This is a genomic window from Pseudomonas sp. B6(2017) (assembly GCF_002112765.1).
Classification (GTDB): Bacteria; Pseudomonadota; Gammaproteobacteria; order Pseudomonadales; family Pseudomonadaceae; genus Aquipseudomonas; species Aquipseudomonas piscis.
In genome coordinates, this window is record NZ_NEIQ01000010.1 from 132,013 (window position 1) to 151,549 (window position 19,537).

Annotated in this window: 19 protein-coding genes; 5 read left to right on the forward strand and 14 right to left on the reverse strand. The window is 64.0% G+C overall.

The window, feature by feature from the left end; translation table 11 throughout:
* The first annotated feature begins 87 nt into the window (after window positions 1-87).
* Window positions 88-1,032, forward strand: a complete 945-nt coding sequence (locus tag CAG11_RS18485; protein WP_085597338.1) for an alpha/beta hydrolase — start codon at window positions 88-90, stop codon at window positions 1,030-1,032.
* A 44-nt stretch (window positions 1,033-1,076) separates the two neighbouring features.
* Window positions 1,077-1,547: a MaoC family dehydratase gene (locus CAG11_RS18490; RefSeq protein ID WP_085597339.1), complete on the forward strand. Its 471-nt coding sequence runs from the start codon at window positions 1,077-1,079 to the stop codon at window positions 1,545-1,547.
* Between the two features lie 24 nt (window positions 1,548-1,571).
* On the opposite strand, the gene CAG11_RS18495 is transcribed toward CAG11_RS18490, so the two are convergent.
* From CAG11_RS18495 to CAG11_RS18510, 4 genes are all read right to left on the reverse strand, one after another.
* Window positions 1,572-2,435 (reverse strand): HlyD family secretion protein, encoded by an 864-nt coding sequence (locus CAG11_RS18495; protein ID WP_085597340.1) that lies wholly within the window; start codon window positions 2,433-2,435, stop codon window positions 1,572-1,574.
* A gap of 10 nt (window positions 2,436-2,445) precedes the next feature.
* Window positions 2,446-2,652, reverse strand: a complete 207-nt coding sequence (locus CAG11_RS18500; RefSeq protein WP_022640427.1) for a DUF1656 domain-containing protein — start codon at window positions 2,650-2,652, stop codon at window positions 2,446-2,448.
* Window positions 2,639-4,627, reverse strand: a complete 1,989-nt coding sequence (locus tag CAG11_RS18505; protein ID WP_085597341.1) for an FUSC family protein — start codon at window positions 4,625-4,627, stop codon at window positions 2,639-2,641. The genes CAG11_RS18500 and CAG11_RS18505 overlap by 14 nt, the downstream gene beginning before the upstream one ends.
* Before the next feature lie 155 nt (window positions 4,628-4,782).
* Complete coding sequence (locus CAG11_RS18510) at window positions 4,783-5,250, reverse strand: PA2169 family four-helix-bundle protein (RefSeq protein ID WP_022640429.1); 468 nt, start codon at window positions 5,248-5,250, stop codon at window positions 4,783-4,785.
* 231 nt (window positions 5,251-5,481) lie between these two features.
* Here CAG11_RS18510 and CAG11_RS18515 point away from each other — a divergent pair, with 231 nt between their 5' ends.
* Together CAG11_RS18515 and CAG11_RS18520 are read left to right on the forward strand one after the other, a co-directional pair.
* Window positions 5,482-5,718: a DUF3820 family protein gene (locus CAG11_RS18515; protein ID WP_068579239.1), complete on the forward strand. Its 237-nt coding sequence runs from the start codon at window positions 5,482-5,484 to the stop codon at window positions 5,716-5,718.
* A gap of 45 nt (window positions 5,719-5,763) precedes the next feature.
* Entirely contained in the window at window positions 5,764-6,954 is a 1,191-nt protein-coding gene (locus CAG11_RS18520; RefSeq protein WP_085597342.1) for an aminotransferase class V-fold PLP-dependent enzyme, read from the forward strand.
* Between the two features lie 153 nt (window positions 6,955-7,107).
* On the opposite strand, the gene CAG11_RS18525 is transcribed toward CAG11_RS18520, so the two are convergent.
* The 3 genes from CAG11_RS18525 to zwf are packed head-to-tail and all read right to left on the reverse strand — an operon-like array spanning window position 7,108 to window position 9,960.
* Entirely contained in the window at window positions 7,108-7,773 is a 666-nt protein-coding gene (locus CAG11_RS18525) for a bifunctional 4-hydroxy-2-oxoglutarate aldolase/2-dehydro-3-deoxy-phosphogluconate aldolase (protein WP_022640431.1), read from the reverse strand.
* 17 nt (window positions 7,774-7,790) lie between these two features.
* A complete protein-coding gene (pgl, locus tag CAG11_RS18530; protein ID WP_085597343.1) occupies window positions 7,791-8,504 on the reverse strand; it encodes a 6-phosphogluconolactonase in 714 nt (237 codons plus the stop codon).
* The gene (zwf, locus tag CAG11_RS18535) at window positions 8,491-9,960 is read right to left on the reverse strand and encodes a glucose-6-phosphate dehydrogenase (protein WP_022640433.1); all 1,470 of its coding nucleotides are present in this window, start codon (window positions 9,958-9,960) and stop codon (window positions 8,491-8,493) included. The genes pgl and zwf overlap by 14 nt, the downstream gene beginning before the upstream one ends.
* Window positions 9,961-10,260: 300 nt before the next feature.
* Between zwf and hexR the strand changes: the two genes are divergently transcribed.
* Entirely contained in the window at window positions 10,261-11,121 is an 861-nt protein-coding gene (gene hexR, locus CAG11_RS18540; protein ID WP_172681684.1) for a DNA-binding transcriptional regulator HexR, read from the forward strand.
* A gap of 38 nt (window positions 11,122-11,159) precedes the next feature.
* Here hexR and CAG11_RS18545 read toward each other — a convergent pair whose 3' ends face one another.
* The 7 genes from CAG11_RS18545 to CAG11_RS18575 all read right to left on the reverse strand — a co-directional run bounded on the left by CAG11_RS18545 (window position 11,160) and on the right by CAG11_RS18575 (window position 19,335).
* Entirely contained in the window at window positions 11,160-12,014 is an 855-nt protein-coding gene (locus CAG11_RS18545) for a D-hexose-6-phosphate mutarotase (protein WP_085597344.1), read from the reverse strand.
* 133 nt (window positions 12,015-12,147) lie between these two features.
* Window positions 12,148-13,497 (reverse strand): carbohydrate porin, encoded by a 1,350-nt coding sequence (locus CAG11_RS18550; protein ID WP_085597345.1) that lies wholly within the window; start codon window positions 13,495-13,497, stop codon window positions 12,148-12,150.
* Between the two features lie 88 nt (window positions 13,498-13,585).
* A complete protein-coding gene (locus CAG11_RS18555; RefSeq protein WP_085597346.1) occupies window positions 13,586-14,746 on the reverse strand; it encodes an ABC transporter ATP-binding protein in 1,161 nt (386 codons plus the stop codon).
* Between the two features lie 3 nt (window positions 14,747-14,749).
* Window positions 14,750-15,595 carry a carbohydrate ABC transporter permease gene (locus tag CAG11_RS18560; protein ID WP_085597347.1) on the reverse strand — a complete coding sequence of 282 codons (846 nt, stop codon included), beginning with the start codon at window positions 15,593-15,595 and terminating at the stop codon, window positions 14,750-14,752.
* Window positions 15,588-16,496: a carbohydrate ABC transporter permease gene (locus CAG11_RS18565; RefSeq protein WP_022640439.1), complete on the reverse strand. Its 909-nt coding sequence runs from the start codon at window positions 16,494-16,496 to the stop codon at window positions 15,588-15,590. Before CAG11_RS18565 ends, CAG11_RS18560 begins: the two co-directional genes overlap by 8 nt.
* 170 nt (window positions 16,497-16,666) lie before the next feature.
* Complete coding sequence (locus CAG11_RS18570) at window positions 16,667-17,959, reverse strand: ABC transporter substrate-binding protein (RefSeq protein WP_085597348.1); 1,293 nt, start codon at window positions 17,957-17,959, stop codon at window positions 16,667-16,669.
* Between the two features lie 116 nt (window positions 17,960-18,075).
* Complete coding sequence (locus CAG11_RS18575; protein WP_085597349.1) at window positions 18,076-19,335, reverse strand: AGE family epimerase/isomerase; 1,260 nt, start codon at window positions 19,333-19,335, stop codon at window positions 18,076-18,078.
* Window positions 19,336-19,537: the final 202 nt, after the last annotated feature.

Here is a 19,537-nt window from a genome sequence, read left to right on the forward strand (position 1 = left end):
TGAATCTTGCTTCCAACAGGCGCCCGAATCGGACGCGCCGGCAACGATGGGCTATATAGTGCAGCGTCTTCGAGCAAAGGAATCGCCATGACCCACGACATGTTCTGGTTGACCACGAGTGACCACCACCGGCTGTTCGTCAACCAGTGGATGCCCGCCAGCCCGCCCAAGGCGATTGTCCTGCTGTCCCATGGCATGGCCGAGCACAGTGGTCGCTATGCCCGCCTGGCCCAGGCCCTGTGCGACGCGGGTTATGGTGTCTGCGCCCCGGACCAGCGTGGCCATGGGCGTACCGCCGAGCATGGAGTGCTTGGCCACTACGCGGATCACGGCGGCTGGAGCAAGGTGGTGGGCGACCTGGCCAGCCTCAACCAGCATATCGGCCAGCAGTACCCCGGCACGCCCATCGTGTTGCTGGGGCACAGCATGGGCAGCTACATCGCCCAGGCCTACCTGCAGCACCACAGCGCCAGCCTGCATGGGGCGATCCTCAGCGGTTCGAATTTCCAGCCGGTGGCCCTGTACCGCGCCGCCAGCCTCATCGCCCGTTTCGAGCGCTGGCGCCAGGGCCGCCAGGGCCGCAGCGCCCTGATCGAATGGCTGTCCTTCGGCTCGTTCAACAAAGCCTTCAAGCCCAGCCGCACGGCCTTCGACTGGCTCAGCCGGGACCCGGCGGAAGTCGACAAGTACGTCAGCGACCCTCTATGCGGCTATCGCTGCACCAACCAGCTGTGGATCGACCTGCTCGGCGGACTGCAGCAGATCAGCAAGATCCCCAACCTGGCACAGATCGATCCGGGCCTGCCGCTGCTGGTCATGGGCGGCGAATGTGATCCGGTGAGCGATGGCAAGCGTCTCAAGGATCTGGCCGGCGCCTTGCGCGAGGCCGGCAGCCAGTGCCTGCAACTGAATATCTACCCGCAGGCGCGCCATGAACTGTTCAACGAGAGCAATCGTGACCAAGTGACCCAGGACGTACTGGCCTGGCTGGAACAGGCACTGCAACACCGCAGGCCGCCGCGATCGGAGTAAGACGGGCCAGTACGCTCATTTATCTGCCAGAGGATTTGCACAACATGACCCAGGTTACCAACACCCCATACGACGCCCTGGAAGTCGGCCAGACCGCCCAGTACAGCAAGACCGTCGAGGAGCGTGATATCCAGCTGTTCGCCGCCATGTCCGGCGACCACAACCCGGTGCACCTGGACCCCGAGTTCGCCGCTGCCACCACATTCAAGGAGCGTATCGCCCACGGCATGTTCAGTGGCGCGTTGATCAGTGCGGCAGTGGCCTGCGAGCTGCCCGGCCCGGGGACCATCTACATCGGCCAGCAGATGACTTTCCAAAAACCGGTGAAGATCGGCGACACCCTGACAGTGCGCCTGGAGATCCTGGAAAAACTGCCCAAGTTCCGCGTGCGCATCGCCACCCGGGTGTTCAACCAGAACGATGAGTTGGTGGTCGACGGCGAAGCCGAAATCGCTGCACCACGCAGGCAGCAGACCGTGACCCTGACTACCCTGCCAGCCATTTCCATCGGCTGATCCCGGGCCGATACGCCGGCCCCGCTACTTGCCCCCCTCTTCGACCTGGACGCTGGCGGTCATGCCGGCGCTCAGGTTGATGCCTTGCGGCACCTTGTCAAGCTGGATCCGCACCGGAATCCGCTGGGCCAGGCGCACCCAGTTGAAGGTCGGCTCCACCTCGGCCAGCAACTGCCCATCGGGCGTGGCATTGCGGTCGGTGATGCCCCGGCTGATGCTCTGTACATGGCCCTGCAAGGCATCGCCTGCACTCATCAACCAGACCTTGACCGGATCCCCGACCTTGATCCGCGGCAGCTTGGTTTCCTCGAAATAGGCCTGGACATAAAAGGTCGAGTCATCCACCAAGGCCATCACCGACTGCCCGGCGTTGACGTAGTTGCCTTCGGCCAGGCGCAGGTTGGTGATGTGCCCATCCCGTGGCGCGCGAACCTGGCTGCGGGCCAGGTTCAGTTCAGCGACCTTGGCCTCGGCCTGGGCCTGGCGCAGTTCGCCGCGGGCAATCCCGGCGTTGATCTGGGCATTTTCCCGCAGCTCGGCACTGATGGCCTGGGGTCCCAGGGCCGCACGCCGACTGGCCTCGTGCTCGCGCAGGCTGAGCTGCTGCTGGCGGGTCTGTACCACGGCCTGGGCCTTTTCCAGGGCCGCCTCGAAACGATCGCGATCGATGCTCAACAACAGCTCGCCGGCCTTGACCTGCTGGTTGTCCGCCACCTTGAGCTCGCGCACCCAGCCGGAAACATCGGGGGCGACGATCACCACGTCGGCGCGGATTCGCGCGTCGCGGGTCCAGGGGGTGAGCATGTAGTACTGCCACAGGTGGTAACCGGCGAAGGCCGCCAACGCCACCAGGCACAGGGTAAACAGGACACGTACCGGTGTACGCATGGACAACTCCTTATAAAGGTCCGAGGGCGAACGTCACCGCCGCCAGCACACAGACATACAACGCACAATCGAACAACGCTTCGTGCCAGATCCAGCGCCCCAGCCCGCAGACCCGCAGTAACAGGCGCAGCGCACCGGTGAGCGCCAGCGCCAGCACCACGTAGGTCAGGAACGGACTGAGCAGCACCCCGCCCAGCGACCACTCACGCAGCCCCATGATTTTCCTCCTGCTGCCGGCACCAACTGCGCCAGCTGTTTTGCAATTGCAGCACCGCGCCCTTGGCCAGCTTCAGTGCATCGCTGGGTGGCTGCTGCTCCAGGGCTGCGAGCAAGGCGGCGCTGGGCTCCACCAGGGCGTCCTGGCGGCTGCCTGCCGGACCTTGCTCCAGGGTTCGCTGCAGGTCTTCGAAATACCTGTGCTGGGCGACGCTCGCCGGCACTTGGGCCACCGCCAGGCTCAGGCGCAAGTGCATCAGTTCATCGCCGATATCCAGGCCCAGCAGGCCATCGTCCCAGCGACTGCGGGCCGGCTCGGGCAACTCCGGGTAGTGCCGGGCCAACTGCAACAGGCGGTCGGCCATGCGCCCGCCAAACCAGCTTTCGGCCCCCCGCAGGTTGCGCCGGGTCAGGCGCCCCAGGTCAGCCAGGGTCGCCGCCAGCAGGCGCCGGCCATGCCAGGCGGGATTTCGCAAGATCAACAGATGAAAGGCCAGCACTGCCGCCCCCACCCCCAGCACCATGGCCTGGGCGTTATTGATGAAGCTGGCCACGTCGAAGGTCATGCGGTTCATCGGCGAGATCAGCACGATGAAATGCAGGCAGAACGAAGTGGCGGTGGCGCCGATCTGCGGCTTGGCCATGCCCAGGGCGCCAAAGAACAGCGGCACGCCCATGGCCATGGCCAACATCGGGAAACCACTCCACTGGGGCAACAGGATCTGCCCGACGAAAAAGGCCGCAGGTACCGCCAGGAAGATTCCGCGCATGAAGCTCATGCCGATCTGCGCGCCGTTCTCGCGACTGGCGAACAAGCCGCAAACCACACAGGTCAGCAGCATTGCCCCGGAGGCTGCAGGCCAGGCGGTGGCTAGCCAGAAACTCGCCACCGTGAGGAAGGCCAGGGCACTGCGAGCGCCGAAGACCAGGGCCAACGACAGGTCCCGGTGGGGCGTCAGCTTCGCCGGTTGCTCCACCGTTCCCCGCCCCTGCTGCACCGCATCCAGAGCCTGGTTCGCGGCCAGGGCGGTGTCGAGCAACAGGGCGAAACGCGCCAGGCAAAAACCCTGGGCCGGGCTCAGGTGTGGATCATGGGAGGCATCCAGCAGGCGCGGACGCAGCGCCTGCAAATCGGCCTTGTCCGCCGTGGCCAGGGCCTGCTGCAACTGATCCATCCACGGCTGCAACTGCCGGGACTCATCGGCATCCAGCTGCTTCCACTGGCGCCGTACCGAACGCGAGATACGCAACAGCTTCAACAGCTTCTGGCTCAGGCCGCTGATGGCCCGGGCCCGCAGGCGCCCCGAAGGCCCTTCGAACCAGGCGTGCTCGCGCTGGGAATCCACGGCGACGATACGCCCCAGGATCTCCAGCAAGCCCTTGCGTGCCAGGGCATCACCGGCCAGGGTCGAGCGGGCGGCCTGCATCCCACTCTGCCAGGCGGCACGGGCCTGCTCCGCCAACTGGCGCTCGACCCGCAGCGGCCAGATCAGGGCGCTGCTGGCGGTGGCACAGATGATCCCCAGGGAGATTTCCGTACAGCGCGCCACCGCCTGGTCGAAGATGCTCAACGGATGGTTGATGGCCGGCAAGGCGATGATTGCCACGGTGTAGCCGGCCAGCACGAAGGAATAGGACCAGGCGCTGCGCAACAAGGTGGAACTGGCGGTGCACAGCCCCAGCCACAGCGCCAGGGCCAGCAGGAACAACCAGGGAGTCTGGGCGAACAGGCCCATGAACAGCACCGACATGATGGTGCCGACCAAGGTTCCCAACAGCCGCGCCAGGCCCTTCTGCAAGACCATGCCCGACAGCGGCTGGGCGACGATGAACGCGGTCATCAGGGCCCAGGAGGGCTGCTCCAGGCCCCAGCGCAGCGCCAGCCACAGCGCCAGCCCGCCACCCAGCAGGGTCTTGATCGCGAACTGCAGCGCGGGGAGGCTTGGGGCAAGCAGGGCCTGCAAGGTAATGGGCACGGACAAGGACTCTTGGAGGTACGAATTAAACATAGCCGGGAACGCCCAGGACGGGCGCGAGCCAATTATTAGCAAGCTAACTAAAACCCGTCCAGCGCTAAATCCAAGGCACAAAAAAACGCCAGACTGGCTGGCGTTTTTGACAGGTTTTAACCTTAAGAACGGGCGCGAGCCTGGTTCCGCAGGGCCTTGACCTGGTCATGGTTGCGTTGTGCACCGTGGTACTGACGCTCCACCACATCACGAATGCCCACCAGGTTGTGCTTGGAGATTTTCTCCAGGGCTTCCTTGTAGGCTTTCAGGGCATGGTCTTCACCCCGCTCGGCCTCGTTGAGCACGGCTTCCTCGTCCTTGCCGGTCACCATGGACTTGAGATCGACCCAACGCCGGTGCAAGTCGCCGCTGACGCTGGTGGAGGTCTCCGGATCGCCACCCATGGAACGCACCACGGACTGCAACTCGGCCGCAGCGGCGGCGCAGTCGGTGGAACGCTTGATGAACAGGGCCTTGAGCTCCGGATGCTTGATGTCCTCGGCACAGGTCTTGAAGCCCTCCTGGCCATCCTTGCTGGTCTCGATCAGGCTGTTGAGTACCGAAATCGCTTCTTTGTTCAAGTCAGTCATTTTCAGGTTCCTTGCAGGTTACGAGAATGGGATCGACCATGGCCGACCTTCCTGCCGTTTACCGTTGCAGCGCCCATGCCAGACTTTCAAATAAAATATTTTTCTTTAAATTCAATAAGTTAAATTAAATAGCAAAATCTGTATTCGCGTTATTTGCATGATCTGTCATTTGGCCTGCATGCAGAATGCCTGTATTTTCCAAGACTCTCGTAGCACACCACGGTGGCCGCCATGAACCCTGAAACACTTGAACTGCTGGTCACCCGGGAAATGCCCTTCGGCAAGTACAAGGGACGCATCCTCGCCGACCTGCCCGGCCCTTATCTCAACTGGTTCGCCCGCGAAGGCTTTCCCAAGGGCGAACTCGGCGGCCTGCTGGCACTGATGCAGGAAATCGACCACAACGGCCTTTCCGATCTGCTCGATCCGCTACGTGCCAAGCACGGCAAGCCCAAGCCCCGCCATTGATCGCTGCCCCTTCCCTGAACCTCAATCACCGATAAAGAGCCCAGCATGCCAAGGACTGTCACCACGCTGGCCCGCGACGAAGAGCATTGGCGGGGCATTGCCCGGCAATTCGACCTCGAGTCCGGACCGATCAACCTCGAGAACGGCTATTTCGGGCGCATGACCCGCAAGGTGGCCGAGGACTACCAACGCAATATCCTCTGGGTCAACAGCAGCAATTCGGTGCATGTGCGCCAGCGCTTCGAGCAGGTCGAAGCCCTGCAGATCCGCCACCAGCTGGCGCGCTTGCTGGAAGTCCCGGATAACGCCGTGGCCCTGACCCGCTGTGCCTCCGACGCCTTGCAATCACTGATCCGCAACTACAATCGCCTGCAACCCGGGGACCAGGTGCTGCTCAGCGACCTGGAGTACGACACGGTGAAAAGCGCCATCCGCTGGCTGGCTCGCCACCGTGGCGTGGAGGTGATAGAAATCCAGCATCAGCACCCTGCCAGTTTTGACAGTCTTGTAGCGACCTACAAGGATGCATTCGAACGTTATCCGCGCCTCAAGTTGATACCCCTGACCCACGTCACCCACCGCAGCGGCCTGGTGATGCCGGTCCAGGCCATCGCTGCCCTGGCCAAGGAATACCAGGTCGATATCATCCTCGACGGCGCCCATGCCCTGGGCCAGATCGATTTCGACCTGCAGCAACTGGGCATCGCCTTCGCCGGTTTCAACCTGCACAAGTGGATCGGTGCGCCATTGAGCCTGGGCTTTCTCTACATCGATCCCGAGCGCCTGGACGCCATCGACCCCGACATGGACGAATTCCACTTTCCAGTGGACGACATCCGCGCCCGCACGCCCTACAGCACACCCAACATTCCGGCCTTGATGACCTTGCCGCTGGTGTTCGAGGAACACCGGGCCATGGGCGGTGCGGCAGCCAAGGGCGCGCGCCTGAACTACCTGCGCGAAACCTGGACCGAAGCCGTGCGCCAGTTGCCGGGCATCGAGGTGATGACGCCAGCGGACCCGCGCCTGTGCTGCGCCATTAGCGCCCTGCGCTTCACTGGCCACCAGGACCAGCAAGCCCTGGTGGACCGGCTGCTGCGCGACTACGACCTGTTCACGGTGATCCGCAAGGGCGCAGGCTTCGGCCCCTGTATCCGCATCACCCCGGGCCTGGTGACGCCGCTGGAGCATATCCAGCGCCTGGTCGTCGCCCTTGAGGAGCTGGCCACCAGTTGAGGCCTTCCGGAGCCGCTGCCGCGGGGCCGCCACCAGCCCTTTGCGCCAGCGCTTGCGGGGGGTCAGGCCGGCACTTTTTCCGGGCAAAAAAAAGGTGCGCCGACCAAGCGCACCATAAAGCCGTAGAACACACCAACGAACAGGATTGGAGCTTCAGTCCAGCAAGGCCAGGGCCTGTGCCGTGCACTCCTGGATACGGGCCCAGTCGCCGTCCTTGATCCACTGCGGATCGAGCATCCAGCTACCGCCCACGCACATCACGTTCTTCAACGCCATGTAGCTCTTGATATTGGCCGGGCCGACACCGCCAGTAGGGCAGAACTTGACCTCGCCGAACGGCCCCCCCAGGGCCTTGATCGCCGCCACGCCGCCGCTGACCTCAGCCGGGAACAGCTTGAAGCGGCGATAACCCAGGGCATAACCCTCCATGATCCCGGAGGCGTTGCTGATTCCCGGCAACAGCGGGATCGGGCTGGCGACGCTGGCTTGCAGCAGCTCGCGGGTGATGCCCGGGGTGACGATGAACTGCGAACCCGCTGCCTCCGCCGCCGCCAGCATCTGCGGGTCGAGCACGGTGCCGGCACCAGTCACCAGTTCCGGCCGCTGCTCACGCAGGATCTGGATGGCCTTGAGGCCGAACTGCGAACGCAGGGTGACCTCCAGGGCCGTCAGGCCACCCGCGGCCAGGGCGTCGGCCAGGGGCAGCACGTCCTGCTCACGGGCGATGGTGATCACCGGCAGGATCCGCGCCTTGGCGCAGAGACTGTCGAGCAGGGCTACTTTGTCCGCCATGGAAACGGTCGGAGGGAGGTTTGTCATCGCGGCTGATCCTTGGCTCATGGGCACCAGTAAATCTCTAACGGGGTTTGCAGGAAGGCGCGAATCGGCATGTCGGCGACCACGTCGCCAGCCAGTGCGGCACCCAGGGTGGTCAGCTTGGACTGACCGGAAATCGACAGCAGGCAGCTACGGGCCGACGCCAGCAGGGCCCGGCTCATGCTCAGGCGCTGACGGGGCACGGTGGGCGCCAGCATCGGCCAGCACCGCCGGCTGCCAGCGGGCTCGAGCGCCTCGGCCAGGTTCGGGCTGCCGGGGAACAGCGAGGCCGTATGCCCGTCATCGCCCATGCCCAGCACCAGCACGTCGATCCCGGGCAACTGCGCCAGGGCCTCGTCGGCTTGCTGGGCGGCTTCTTCCAGGCTGGCCGCGGCGCTATAGAGACCAAGGAAACGCGCCTTGGCCACCGGCCCCACCAGCAAGTGCTGCTTGAGCAGGCCGGCATTGCTATCGGCATGCTCCACCGGAACCCAGCGCTCGTCGGCCAGGCTGATCAGCACCTTGGACCAATCCAGCTCCTGCTTGACCAGGGCCTGGAAGAACGCCACAGGGCTGCGGCCACCGGAGACCACCAGGCTCGCCTGGCCCCGCGCGGCAATGGCCTCGCGCAGTTGTTCGGCGACCTTCAGGGCCAGGCCCGCGGCCAGCAGGGTCGAGCTGCGAAATTCGTGGGCGCGCACGCCCGCCGGCAATTGCAAATCAGATATCGCCATACCATGACCTCCCATCCCGCGTGATCAGTGCAATGGAACTCATCGGCCCCCAGGACCCGGCCGCATAGGGCTTGGGCGCATCGCCGGACTTCTTCCAGCCGGCGATCAACTGGTCGCACCACTTCCACGCGGCTTCGATTTCATCTTTGCGCACAAACAGGTTCTGGTTGCCGCGCATCACTTCCAGCAACAACCGCTCGTAGGCGTCGGGAATCCGCGCGCTGCGATAGGTATCGGAAAAATTCAGCTGCAACGGGCCGCTGCGCAATTGCATGCCCTTGTCCAGGCCCTGCTCCTTGGTCATCACCCGCAACGAGATGCCTTCGTCCGGTTGCAGGCGGATGATCAGCTTGTTGCTGATCTGCAGGCGCTGCTCGGGGGCGAAGATGTAGTGCGAGGGTTCCTTGAAGTGGATGACGATCTGCGACAGTTTCTGCGGCATGCGCTTGCCGGTGCGCAGGTAGAACGGCACCCCGGCCCAACGCCAGTTGCGAATATCGACACGCAGCGCGACGAAGGTCTCGGTATCGCTCTGGGTGTTGGAGTTTTCTTCCTCCAGGTAGCCAGGTACCGATTGGCCCTCGCTGTGGCCGGCGATGTACTGGCCACGCACCACCTGGGTGGTCAGGCCTTCGGGACTGATGGGCGCCAGGGCCTTGAGCACCTTGACCTTCTCATCGCGGATGCTGTCGGCCGAGAGGTCGGCCGGCGGGTCCATGGCGATCAGGCAGAGCAATTGCAGCAGGTGGTTCTGGATCATGTCCCGCAGCTGGCCGGCCTTGTCGAAATAGCCCCAGCGGCCTTCGATGCCGACCTTCTCGGCCACGGTGATTTCCACGTGGGAGATGTAGTTCTGGTTCCACTGGGTTTCGAACAGGCTGTTGGCGAAACGCAGGGCAATCAGGTTCTGTACCGTTTCCTTGCCCAGGTAGTGGTCGATCCGGTAGATGCGGTTCTCCGGGAAGAACTGCGCCACGGCATCGTTGACCTTGCGCGAGGAATCCAGGTCCGAGCCGATGGGTTTTTCCAGGACCACCCGGGTCTGCTGGTTGAGTCCGACCCGCGACAGGTTCTCGCAGATTGCCCCGTACACCGCCGCCGGCGTGGCGAAATAGGCGATCAGGCGCTGCTCGCTGCCAACCCGCTCGGCCAGGGCCACATAGTCCTCGGCCTTGAGGAAATCCACATGCAGGTAGCTCAGGCGGGCCAGGAACCCCTTCAACACGGCGGCGTCGATGTCATGGGCGCCGACGTACTTGTGCAACTCAGCCTCGATATTGGCCAGGTGTTCCTGCTCGCTGCCCGGCTCGCGGGCCAGGGCCAGGATCCGTGTGTCCTCATGCAAGAGGCCGGCGGCATCGAGCTGGTACAAGGCAGGAAACAGCTTACGCAGCGCCAGATCGCCCAGCGCGCCGAACAAGGCAAAGGTGCAGGGTTCAACCGTTATCGAAGGCATGATGTTTGTTCTTTTATCAAGTTAAGCTACAAATACCTTTTTTCAAGGTATCACTCAAGGGAAAATGTAGTAATAAACACAACATCTTCACAAAATATCGATTCCAGGTGGTCCTCACTCCGGGCCACCAGTACGATAGGCCACCTTTCAACTTCGCATTGCAGGCGCGGCGAGCCCGGCACGCAGCGTAATCCCGGGACCCCGGCGGCATCACGATCGCCAACGCCCTTCCCGGATTGACCGCCTCCCGGCTTCCCCGTTTCACCTGTCTAGCCGATCTAGGAAACCTGAATGGACCGAGTGCGAAATCTACTGGAGCAGATCCAGAACCGCCTTGAAGAATTGAACAAGGCGGAACGCAAAGTCGCCGAAGTCATCCTGCTCAACCCGCAGCAGGCCACCCGCTTCAGCATCGCCGCCCTGGCCCAGGCCGCATCGGTCAGCGAACCGACGGTCAACCGCTTCTGCCGTTCGTTCGGCGTCAGCGGCTACCCGGAACTCAAGCTGCAACTGGCCCAGAGCCTGGCCAGCGGCGCTGCGTACGTCAGCCGTGCGGTGGAAGCCGACGATGACCCGGCAGCCTACACCCAGAAGATCTTCGCCAGCGCCATCGCCTCGCTGGACAGCGCCTGCCAGCAGATCGACCCGCAGCAGGTCAGCCGCGCCGTGGACATGATGATCCAGGCCCGGCAGATCCACTTCTTCGGCCTCGGCGCCTCGGCTCCGGTGGCCATGGACGCCCAGCACAAGTTCTTCCGCTTCAACCTGGCGGTGTCGGCCCACCCCGACGTACTGATGCAGCGCATGCTCGCCTCGGTGGCGCACACCGGCGACCTGTTCGTGATCATCTCCTACACCGGCCGCACCCGCGAATTGGTGGAGGTCGCGCGCCAGGCTCGGGAGAACGGCGCCTCGGTGCTGGGCATCACCGCCGCCGGCTCGCCGCTGGCCAAGGCATGCAGCCTGAGCGTGCACCTGCCACTGCCGGAAGACACCGATATCTACATGCCCATGACCTCGCGGATCATCCAGCTCACGGTGCTCGATGTCCTGGCCACCGGCATGACCCTGCGCCGTGGCGTGGACTTCCAGCCGCACCTGCGCAAGATCAAGGAAAGCCTCAACGCCAGCCGCTACCCGGCAGGCGACGAGCTCGACTGAAGCCACAGGCTCCCGCGACCTGCGGGAGCCTCTTTGCCCTACCCCGCCGCGCGCGCCTGCAGGCTCAGGTGGGCCCGTTCCCCCGGCGCCAGGCGCAGGCTGTCGGTGCCACCGGCGGCCGCTTCGACACAGACGAAACGCGACACCTCGCTCCAACTCACCCCCAGCAGTGGCCGGGTACCGGGATGCCAGACCACGGTGTCGGCATCCTCGCCGGTATCGATGCGCAGCGCGCGCTGCCAGGCACGGTCCTCGATCTGCAACTCGCCCTCGTGCTGGAACACCCGCTGGCAGCCACCGTCGACCCGCAACTCGCCCTGTTGCCGGCAGGCCTGGCGATTCAAATGATCGTAGCCCTCGGCGCCATCGAGCCCGGACAGCGCTACCTCACCGACATCGCCAATACGCCAGTAGGCGTGCAAAGCCTGGCTCAACTGGCAGGGTTCGCTGTCCTGGTGCTCGGTGCTCAAGCGCAGATCCATGCCCCGACCCAGGTGCGCATGCAGCTCGACCTTCCAGTCGCACAGCTGCAATTGCCAATGCAGGCGCACACCCTCTGCATCGCTGTCGCTGCCCAGCAGCTTCCAGTCCAGCAAGCGCGCCCAACCATGGGAAGGCCAGGCATTCTCGCTCGGGTGCCGACCATACCAGGGCCAGCACACCGGCACCCCACCACGGATCGCCCCCACCTGCGGCCACTTCGCCGCGCACCAGAGCCAGGGTTTCTGCCCGGCGGGCTGGAAGTGCAGGAGCTGTGCGCCCTGGCGACTGAACACGGCCTGGCACAGTGGATGATCGATCACCAGCACATCGCGCATCTGGTAGCGCTCCCAGGCAAACACCGGGCGCTCGCGCAGGGTCTTGAAAAAACGTTGCAGGGGATGCTCATGCATGTGCCGCGGTCCTGAAAATCATGGGGGGTAGTCGTACAGCTGGCGGCCATCGCGAGAGCGCCTGGCAAAAAAAAGCGGATAGCCAAGGCCATCCGCAATATGCGCACAGAGAAAGGAGCTTATCGCAACAGCGTCAGAACACCGACTGAATTTTCAGGCCGGCCACCAGGGCGTTGTCGACCTGGTCCACACCGCCCGGATGGGTGATGTACTGCAGGTTGGGGCGCACGGTCAGCCAGTCGGTCACATGGAAACCGTAGTTGATCTCGTAGTTGTACTCGGTCTCGCGCAGCGGCGAGTACAGCGGGTTGTCGTAGTCGCTCACGCCGATGGCGGCGTTGGCCAGCTGGGCGTTCTTCTTCACGTCGTCGTTGACATGAATGCGGGCGAAACCGATGCCCACGTCATCCTTTGGCCGGGCATCGAACGGCCCCTTGTAGACGAACATCAGCGACTGGTAGTTATCGATGATGTTGGTGTCCTTGTCATGGAAGGTGGCGTTGGCGGCGATATTCAGGCCACGCGAGGCGTCGCCGTTATGGCTGGTAAGTTGCTGCTGGGCGACGAACCAGTAGCCGTGCTTGCTGTTGTGCACGCGATAGGCGCTGCCGGTGGTGGCGGCATCCTGGCCATTGGCGTCCTCGCGCACGTCATTGGCCTTGGCCGTGCTCTTGTAGTAACCCACACGGTACTCGCCCGGCAGGTTGTTGACCTTGGGCGACCACACCAGCTCTACCGGCAATACCGTGCCCTTGGTGCCGCTGCCGCTGAGCTTGAAGCCATTGCCGTGCTCGGTCTGCGAAGGGTTCTGGTTGTAGGCGCCGATCTGCGCATAGAACTCGGGGGTGATGTGGTACTTGATGCGCAGCGCCGCCTGGCTGACCGGCCAGTTGTACCAGATGTTGGTCGCCCAGTTGCCCACCTGGGAACCACAGAAGGCCAGGTTCTGGAACTCGCAGGGGAAGGTGTTGAAGTCCTCGCCCTCGCCGAAGTAACCGGCCTTGACGTCCAGCTTGCCGTCCAGGAACTGGTGCTGGATCCACAATTGGGTCAGGCGCACCATGTGCCCGCGACCGTAGACCTCCTGGGAAGAACTCAAGGTGCCGGCCCGGGGATCGCCGACGCGATCGTTGGAGATGTTCTGGCCATTACGATTGGTCAGCTGGATCTTGGCCTGGGTGTTGTCCCAGCCCAGCAGTTTTTGCAGGTCGAACGCCACGCCCAGGCCGAACTGGTCGCTGTAGCGCCCGGTCTTGTCGTCGTTGTAGCCGCCATGCAGGTTGGCGCCCATCTCCGCGACGTAGTCGGCCTTGATGTCGATCCCCTGCTCCAGCAGCTTGGTGCGCGTACCGCCCCAATCGCCGGTCATCCACTTGGAGTTGGCGCCGAACGCTTCGTCGGCCATGGCCTGACCGGACAGGACCAGCGCCGCCACCGCCGAAAGCTGGCAGAGCAGGCGGGTATTGCCGTGTTGCTTTTTCATCCCTACATCCTCGTCTTTATTGTTATTAACGGTTTATCCAACGCGGTTTACAGTCCTTGCGACGGATGACAGGCCGTCCGCCCCGAATTCATCGCCCCTTGAATTGCGCCACATTGCCGCCGTGGCCTTGGGCCATGGCAGGGCCGGCCGCGCCCAGGCGCTCGCCGCTCTGGGCATCGAACAGCAGGACCCGGGCCGGGTCGAACTGCAGGGTCAGGTTCTGCCCGGCCGCGGGCGCCTGGTCCGGGGCCAGGCGGCAGCAGACCTTGGTGCCATTGAGGGTGACGAATACCAGGGTATCGGGCCCGGTGGGCTCCACCACCTCGACTTCGGCCCGGATGCTCGGCAGGCCGTTGGCCTCGGCGGGCGCCAGGGCGATCTGCTCCGGACGGATGCCGAGGATCACCTCGCGCTCCTCGAGCCCGGCGTCACGCGGTCCCAACGGCAGCTCGCAACGGGCCTGGCCACTGTCCAGCAAGGCCAGCAACCGCCCCTCCTGGCGCTGCAGGCGCAGGGGAATGAAGTTCATCGGCGGCGAGCCGATGAAGCTTGCCACGAACAGGTTGGCCGGATCGTTGTAGATCTGCTGCGGCGTCCCGAATTGCTGGATGATCCCGTCCTTCATCACCGCCACCTTGTCCCCCAAAGTCATGGCCTCGATCTGGTCGTGGGTGACATACACCGTGGTGGTCTTCAGGCGCTGGTGCATCAGTTTCATTTCGGTACGCATCTCGACCCGCAGCTTGGCGTCGAGGTTGGACAGCGGCTCGTCGAACAGATAGATCTTCGGCCGCCGCGCCAGGGCCCGGCCCATGGCCACGCGCTGCTGCTGGCCACCAGAGAGCTGGCCCGGCTTGCGCGCCAGCAGGTGCTCGATCTGCAGCAGCTTGGCCACTCGCGCCACCTCGGTATCGATCTCGGCGGCAGGCATCTTGCGGATCTTCAGGCCGAAGGCGATGTTGTCGCGCACGCTCATGGTCGGGTACAGCGCGTAGGACTGGAACACCATGGCGATGTCCCGGTCCTTGGGGCTCATACCGCTGATGTCGGCATCATCCACCAGGATCGCCCCGCCGCTGATGGTCTCCAGGCCAGCGATGCAGTTCATCAGGGTCGACTTGCCGCACCCCGAGGGGCCGACGAGGATCAGGAACTCGCCGTCGTCGATCTTCAGCTCGATGTTCTTCAAGGTGTCCGGCAGGCCGGCACCGTAGGTCTTGTTGACGTTGCGTAATTCGAGAGTTGCCATGCCTTACCCCTTGACCGCGCCGGACGTCAGCCCGCGCAGGAAATACTTGCCGGCGAAGATGTACACCAGCAGTGTCGGCAGCCCCGCGATCATCGCCGCCGCCATGTCAACGTTGTATTCCTTGGCCCCGGTACTGGTGTTGACCAGGTTGTTCAGGGCCACGGTGATCGGTTGCGCGTCGCCACTGGCGAACACCACGCCGAACAGGAAGTCGTTCCAGATCTGGGTGAACTGCCAGATCAGGCAGACCATGATGATCGGCACCGACATCGGCAGCAGGATCTTGCCGAAGATGGTGAAGAACCCCGCGCCATCCAGGCGCGCGGCCTTGACCAGGGCATCCGGCACGCTGACGTAGTAGTTGCGAAAGAACAACGTGGTGAAGGCCAGGCCGTAGACCACGTGCACCAGCACCAGGCCGGTGGTGGTGTTGGCCAGACCGAACCGGCCAAGGGTGAACGAGGCCGGCAGCAGCACGGTCTGGAACGGCAGGAAGCAGCCGAACAGCAACAGGCCGAAGAACAGCTGCGAACCGCGAAAGCGCCACATCGACAGCACATAGCCGTTCAGCGCGCCGATCAGGGTGGAGATCAGTACCGCCGGCACGGTGATCTTCACCGAGTTCCAGAAATAGCCACCCACGGTGTCCCAGGCCTTGATCCAGCCGATGCCATCGACCACCTGGGGCCAGCTCAAAAGGTTGCCGGTGCGGATATCCTCGGGGGTCTTGAAGCTGGTGAGCAGCATCACCACCAGCGGCACCAGGTACACCGCCGCCGCCAGCAGCAGCGTGGCGTAGATGGCGATCCGGTTGAAATTCAGGCGCGGCCTGGCGAGCGAATCAGTCATGGCGCTTGCCTCGCAGTTCGGAATACAGGTACGGCACCAGGATGGTCAGCACCGCGCCCAGCATCAGCATGGCGCTGGCCGAACCGATGCCCATCTGGCCACGGCTGAAGGTGAAGGAGTACATGAACATCGCCGGCAGGTCGGACGAGTAGCCAGGGCCGCCGGCGGTCATCGCCGCCACCAGGTCGAAGCTCTTGATCGCGATATGGGCCAGGATCATGAAGGCACTGAAGAACACCGGGCGCAGGCTCGGCAGGACGATCTTCAGGTAGATGGTCGGCAGGCTGGCGCCGTCCACCTGCGCCGCACGGATGATCGACTGGTCGACACCCCGCAGGCCGGCCAGGAACATTGCCATGACGAAACCCGAGGCCTGCCATACGGCGGCGATCACCAGGCAGTAGACCACGCGATCCTGGTCCACCAGCCAGTCCAGGCGAAAGCCTTCCCAGCCCCAGTCGCGCAGCATCTTGTCCAAGCCCAGGCCGGGATTGAGCAGCCATTTCCAGGCGGTACCGGTGACGATCATCGACAGCGCCATGGGGTACAGGTAGACGGTGCGGATAAAGCCCTCGCGGCGGATGCGCTGGTCCAGCAACACCGCCAGGAATACCCCCAGCACCAGGCTGATGCCAATGAACAAGCCGCCGAACAGCGCCAGGTTCTTGCTCGCCACCCACCAGCGGTCGTTGTCCATCAGCCGCAGGTACTGCTGCAAGCCGACCCACTTGTAGCTCGGCATGAAGCTGGAGTTGGTGAAGGACAGAATGAAGGTCCAGATGATGTAGCCATAAAAGCCCACCAGCACGATCACCATGCTCGGCGCCAGCACCAGCTTGGGCAACCAGCGCTGCAAGGCATCCAACGGCGAGGCTTTGCTGAAAACCGCCACAGAGCTCATCGAGATAATCCAGTGTGAAGGAGTGAGTATCCGCAGGAACGAGGCTCGCCCGCGAATGGGCACCGACACTCAAGTCGATGCCCACCGATGCACCGCCTTCGCGGGCAAGCCTCGCTCCTGCCAGGGAGAGCGTTTCGGGAATGGCCACAGGTACGCCTGCGGCCCGGACCTCACTGCGCGGCCTTGACCGCCGACGCCAGTTGCGCACTGGCCTTGGCCGGGTCCGCATCCTTGTCGTTCATGAAGTTGGTCACCACATCGAAGATCGCCCCCTGCACCGCCAGGGACGTGGCCATGTTGTGCGCCATGCTCGGCTGCAGCCCGCCGGTCTTCTCGTCCGCCAGGAAGTCCTTGGCGGCGGCCTGGGCGCAGGAGTCGAAACCTTCGGCGTCCATGGCGTTGAGCATGTCGGTGCGCACCGGGATCGAGCCCTTGTTGATGCTGAAGACTTTCTGGAAGTCCTTGCCCAGGGCGACCTTGGCCAGGTCCTGCTGGGCGGCGATGTCGCCCTTGCGGTCGGCCTTGAGCTTGAACACGGCCAGGGAATCGATGTTGTAGGTGAAGGCCTTGTCGGTGCCCGGGAACGGCACGCACTGGTAATCCTTGCCGGCGACCTTCTTGGCCGCGGTCCATTCGCTCTTGGCCCAGTCGCCCATCATCTGCATCCCGGCCTTGCCGTTGATCACGTCGGCGGCGGCGATGTTCCAGTCACGCCCGGCACGGTTGGGGTCCATGTAGCCGGAGAGCTTCTTCAGCTCGGCGAAGGTCTTGGTCATCTCCGGGCCTGCCAGGGTCTTCTGGTCCAGGTCCACCAGGGCCTTCTTGTAGCCTTCGGCGCCCATCACCGAGAGCACCACGTCTTCGAATACGGTGCTGTCCTGCCAGGGCTGGCCACCGTGGGCCAGGGCGATGAAGCCGGCGGCCTTGAGCTTGTCGCCGGCGGCATAGAATTCTTCGAGGGTGGTGGGCGCCTTGGCGATCCCGGCCTTCTTGAACACCTCGGGGTTGATCCACAGCCAGTTGACCCGGTGGATGTTCACCGGCACGGCCACGTAGTCACCTTCGTACTTGACGGTATTGGCCACCTTGGGTGAAAGCAGGCCGTCCCAATTCTCGCTCTTGGCCACGTCCTTGAGGGTATCGGTGCTGAGCAGGCCGGTGCTGCCCCATTCCTGGATGTCCGGGCCCTTGATCTGCGCCACACCGGGCGGGTTGCCGGCCACGGCGCGGCTCTTGAGCACGGTCATCGCGGTGGAACCGCCACCGCCGGCCACGGCGCCGTCCTTCCAGGTGAAACCGTCTTTCTCCACCTGGGCCTTGAGCACATCGACCGCAGCCTTTTCACCACCGGACGTCCACCAATGGACCACTTCCACGGAACCTTTGGAATCGGCGGCCAGGGCACTCAGGGGGAACAGGGAGGCAAGGGAAATGACAGTGGCGAGGCGAGAAATCGCATTCATCTGAAGTACCTTTCTTGTTGTTATGCATGCAAGTCTGGTGCTTGCGCTGCAAACGAGTCTAAACAGCCTAGTCCAGCGCCCGGGTAACGAAGCGATGGGGAAATGTCACCGCATGGTTACACAGAGCCCGTGGCAGGCACTCGGGCCAGGGCCGAAGCCATGCTCGGCGCCAGCGGCAGGCGTGGAATCAGCACGGCCTGCCAGGCGTGATAAAGGTCCGGCTTGCCGCCCCAGATTTCTGCCGCAGGGCGGTTATCCAGACCCAGCTCGTGGTGCCAGCTGCCGAACTCGCGGTCGATGAAATGCGCCTGGCAGAACTCCCAGAAAACCCGATACCAGGTCTCGTAGCGCTCCTCTGCGGTGCGCCTGAGCAGGGCACTGGCGGCGGCGCTGGCTTCGGCGTGGGTCCAGTGCAGGCGCTGGCGCACCACCGGGCGGTTGTCCCAGTCCAGGGTGTAGACGATGCCCGGGGCGCCATCCACGTTCCAGCCGTGACGGCAGTTGCTGTCGAACAGGCGCTGGGCATCCAGCACCAGCCAGCCAGGGGTCAGCATTCCGGCCTGGCCCCGCGCGGCCTCCAAGTGCAGCAACAGCCGCGCCCACTCGAATCCGTGGCCCGGCGTGGTGCCGAAGGGGCGAAAACCATCGGCGGGACAGTCCCGGTTGTAATCGCGCAAGGGCTGCCAATCCAGGTCGAAGTGCTCGACCACCATGAAGTCGTTGGCCGCGGCATGGCCGTGGATCAAGCGCTCGGCGATGCGCAGGGCGCGGCTGAGCCAGCGCGGGTCCTGGGTGACATCGGCCAGGGCGAGAAAGGCCTCGGTGGCGTGCATGTTGCTGTTGGCCCCGCGATAGGCCTCCTGTTCGCTCCAGTCGCGGCTGAAGGACTCGATCACCGCGCCCTCCTGCTCGCTCCAGAAATGCTCCTCGATCACGCCGACCGCCTGCTCCAGCAAGGCCTCGGCCCCCGGGCGCCGGGCCACCACCGCGGAACTGGCGGCCAGGGCGACGAAGGCATGCAAGTAGGCAGCCTTGCCGCCATTGCCGTCGGCCTGCCCGGCCACCGCGAACCAGCCGCCATGCTCGGCATCGCGCAGTGGACCTAAGAGCGCCGCGACGCCGTGGTCCACCAGCTCGGCAAAGCCAGGCAGCCCCTGGATATGGGCCATGGCGAAGCTGTGGGTCATGCGCGCGGTATTCATGGTTTCGGCCCGGGCGCCAGCAGGCAGGCAGCCCCGGGCATCCAGGTTGCCGAAGCCCTCGGCAAGCCGCGAAGCCTTGGCGAAATCCAGCAGCCGCAGGCCCTCGGCGGCCAGCCAGCTGTGGTGTGCGGGAGCGTTCAGCCAACTGCTGAACGGCAGGGAAAGAGGTTCCATGGACGACCTGTTGTTGTTCTTGTCGAAGGCTTGAGTCTAATCAAGCCAAGGTTCGCCCCAGGTAACGAAGGACACGGCAAATGTCACCAGGTCGTGACAAACCAGCGGGCGCCGGTAGGAGCGCAGCTTGCTCGCGATGCGCGATAACGCGCCCTGCCAGGCATGACGCTTGCCCGGCAAGCCTCGCTGCTACAGGAGAAGA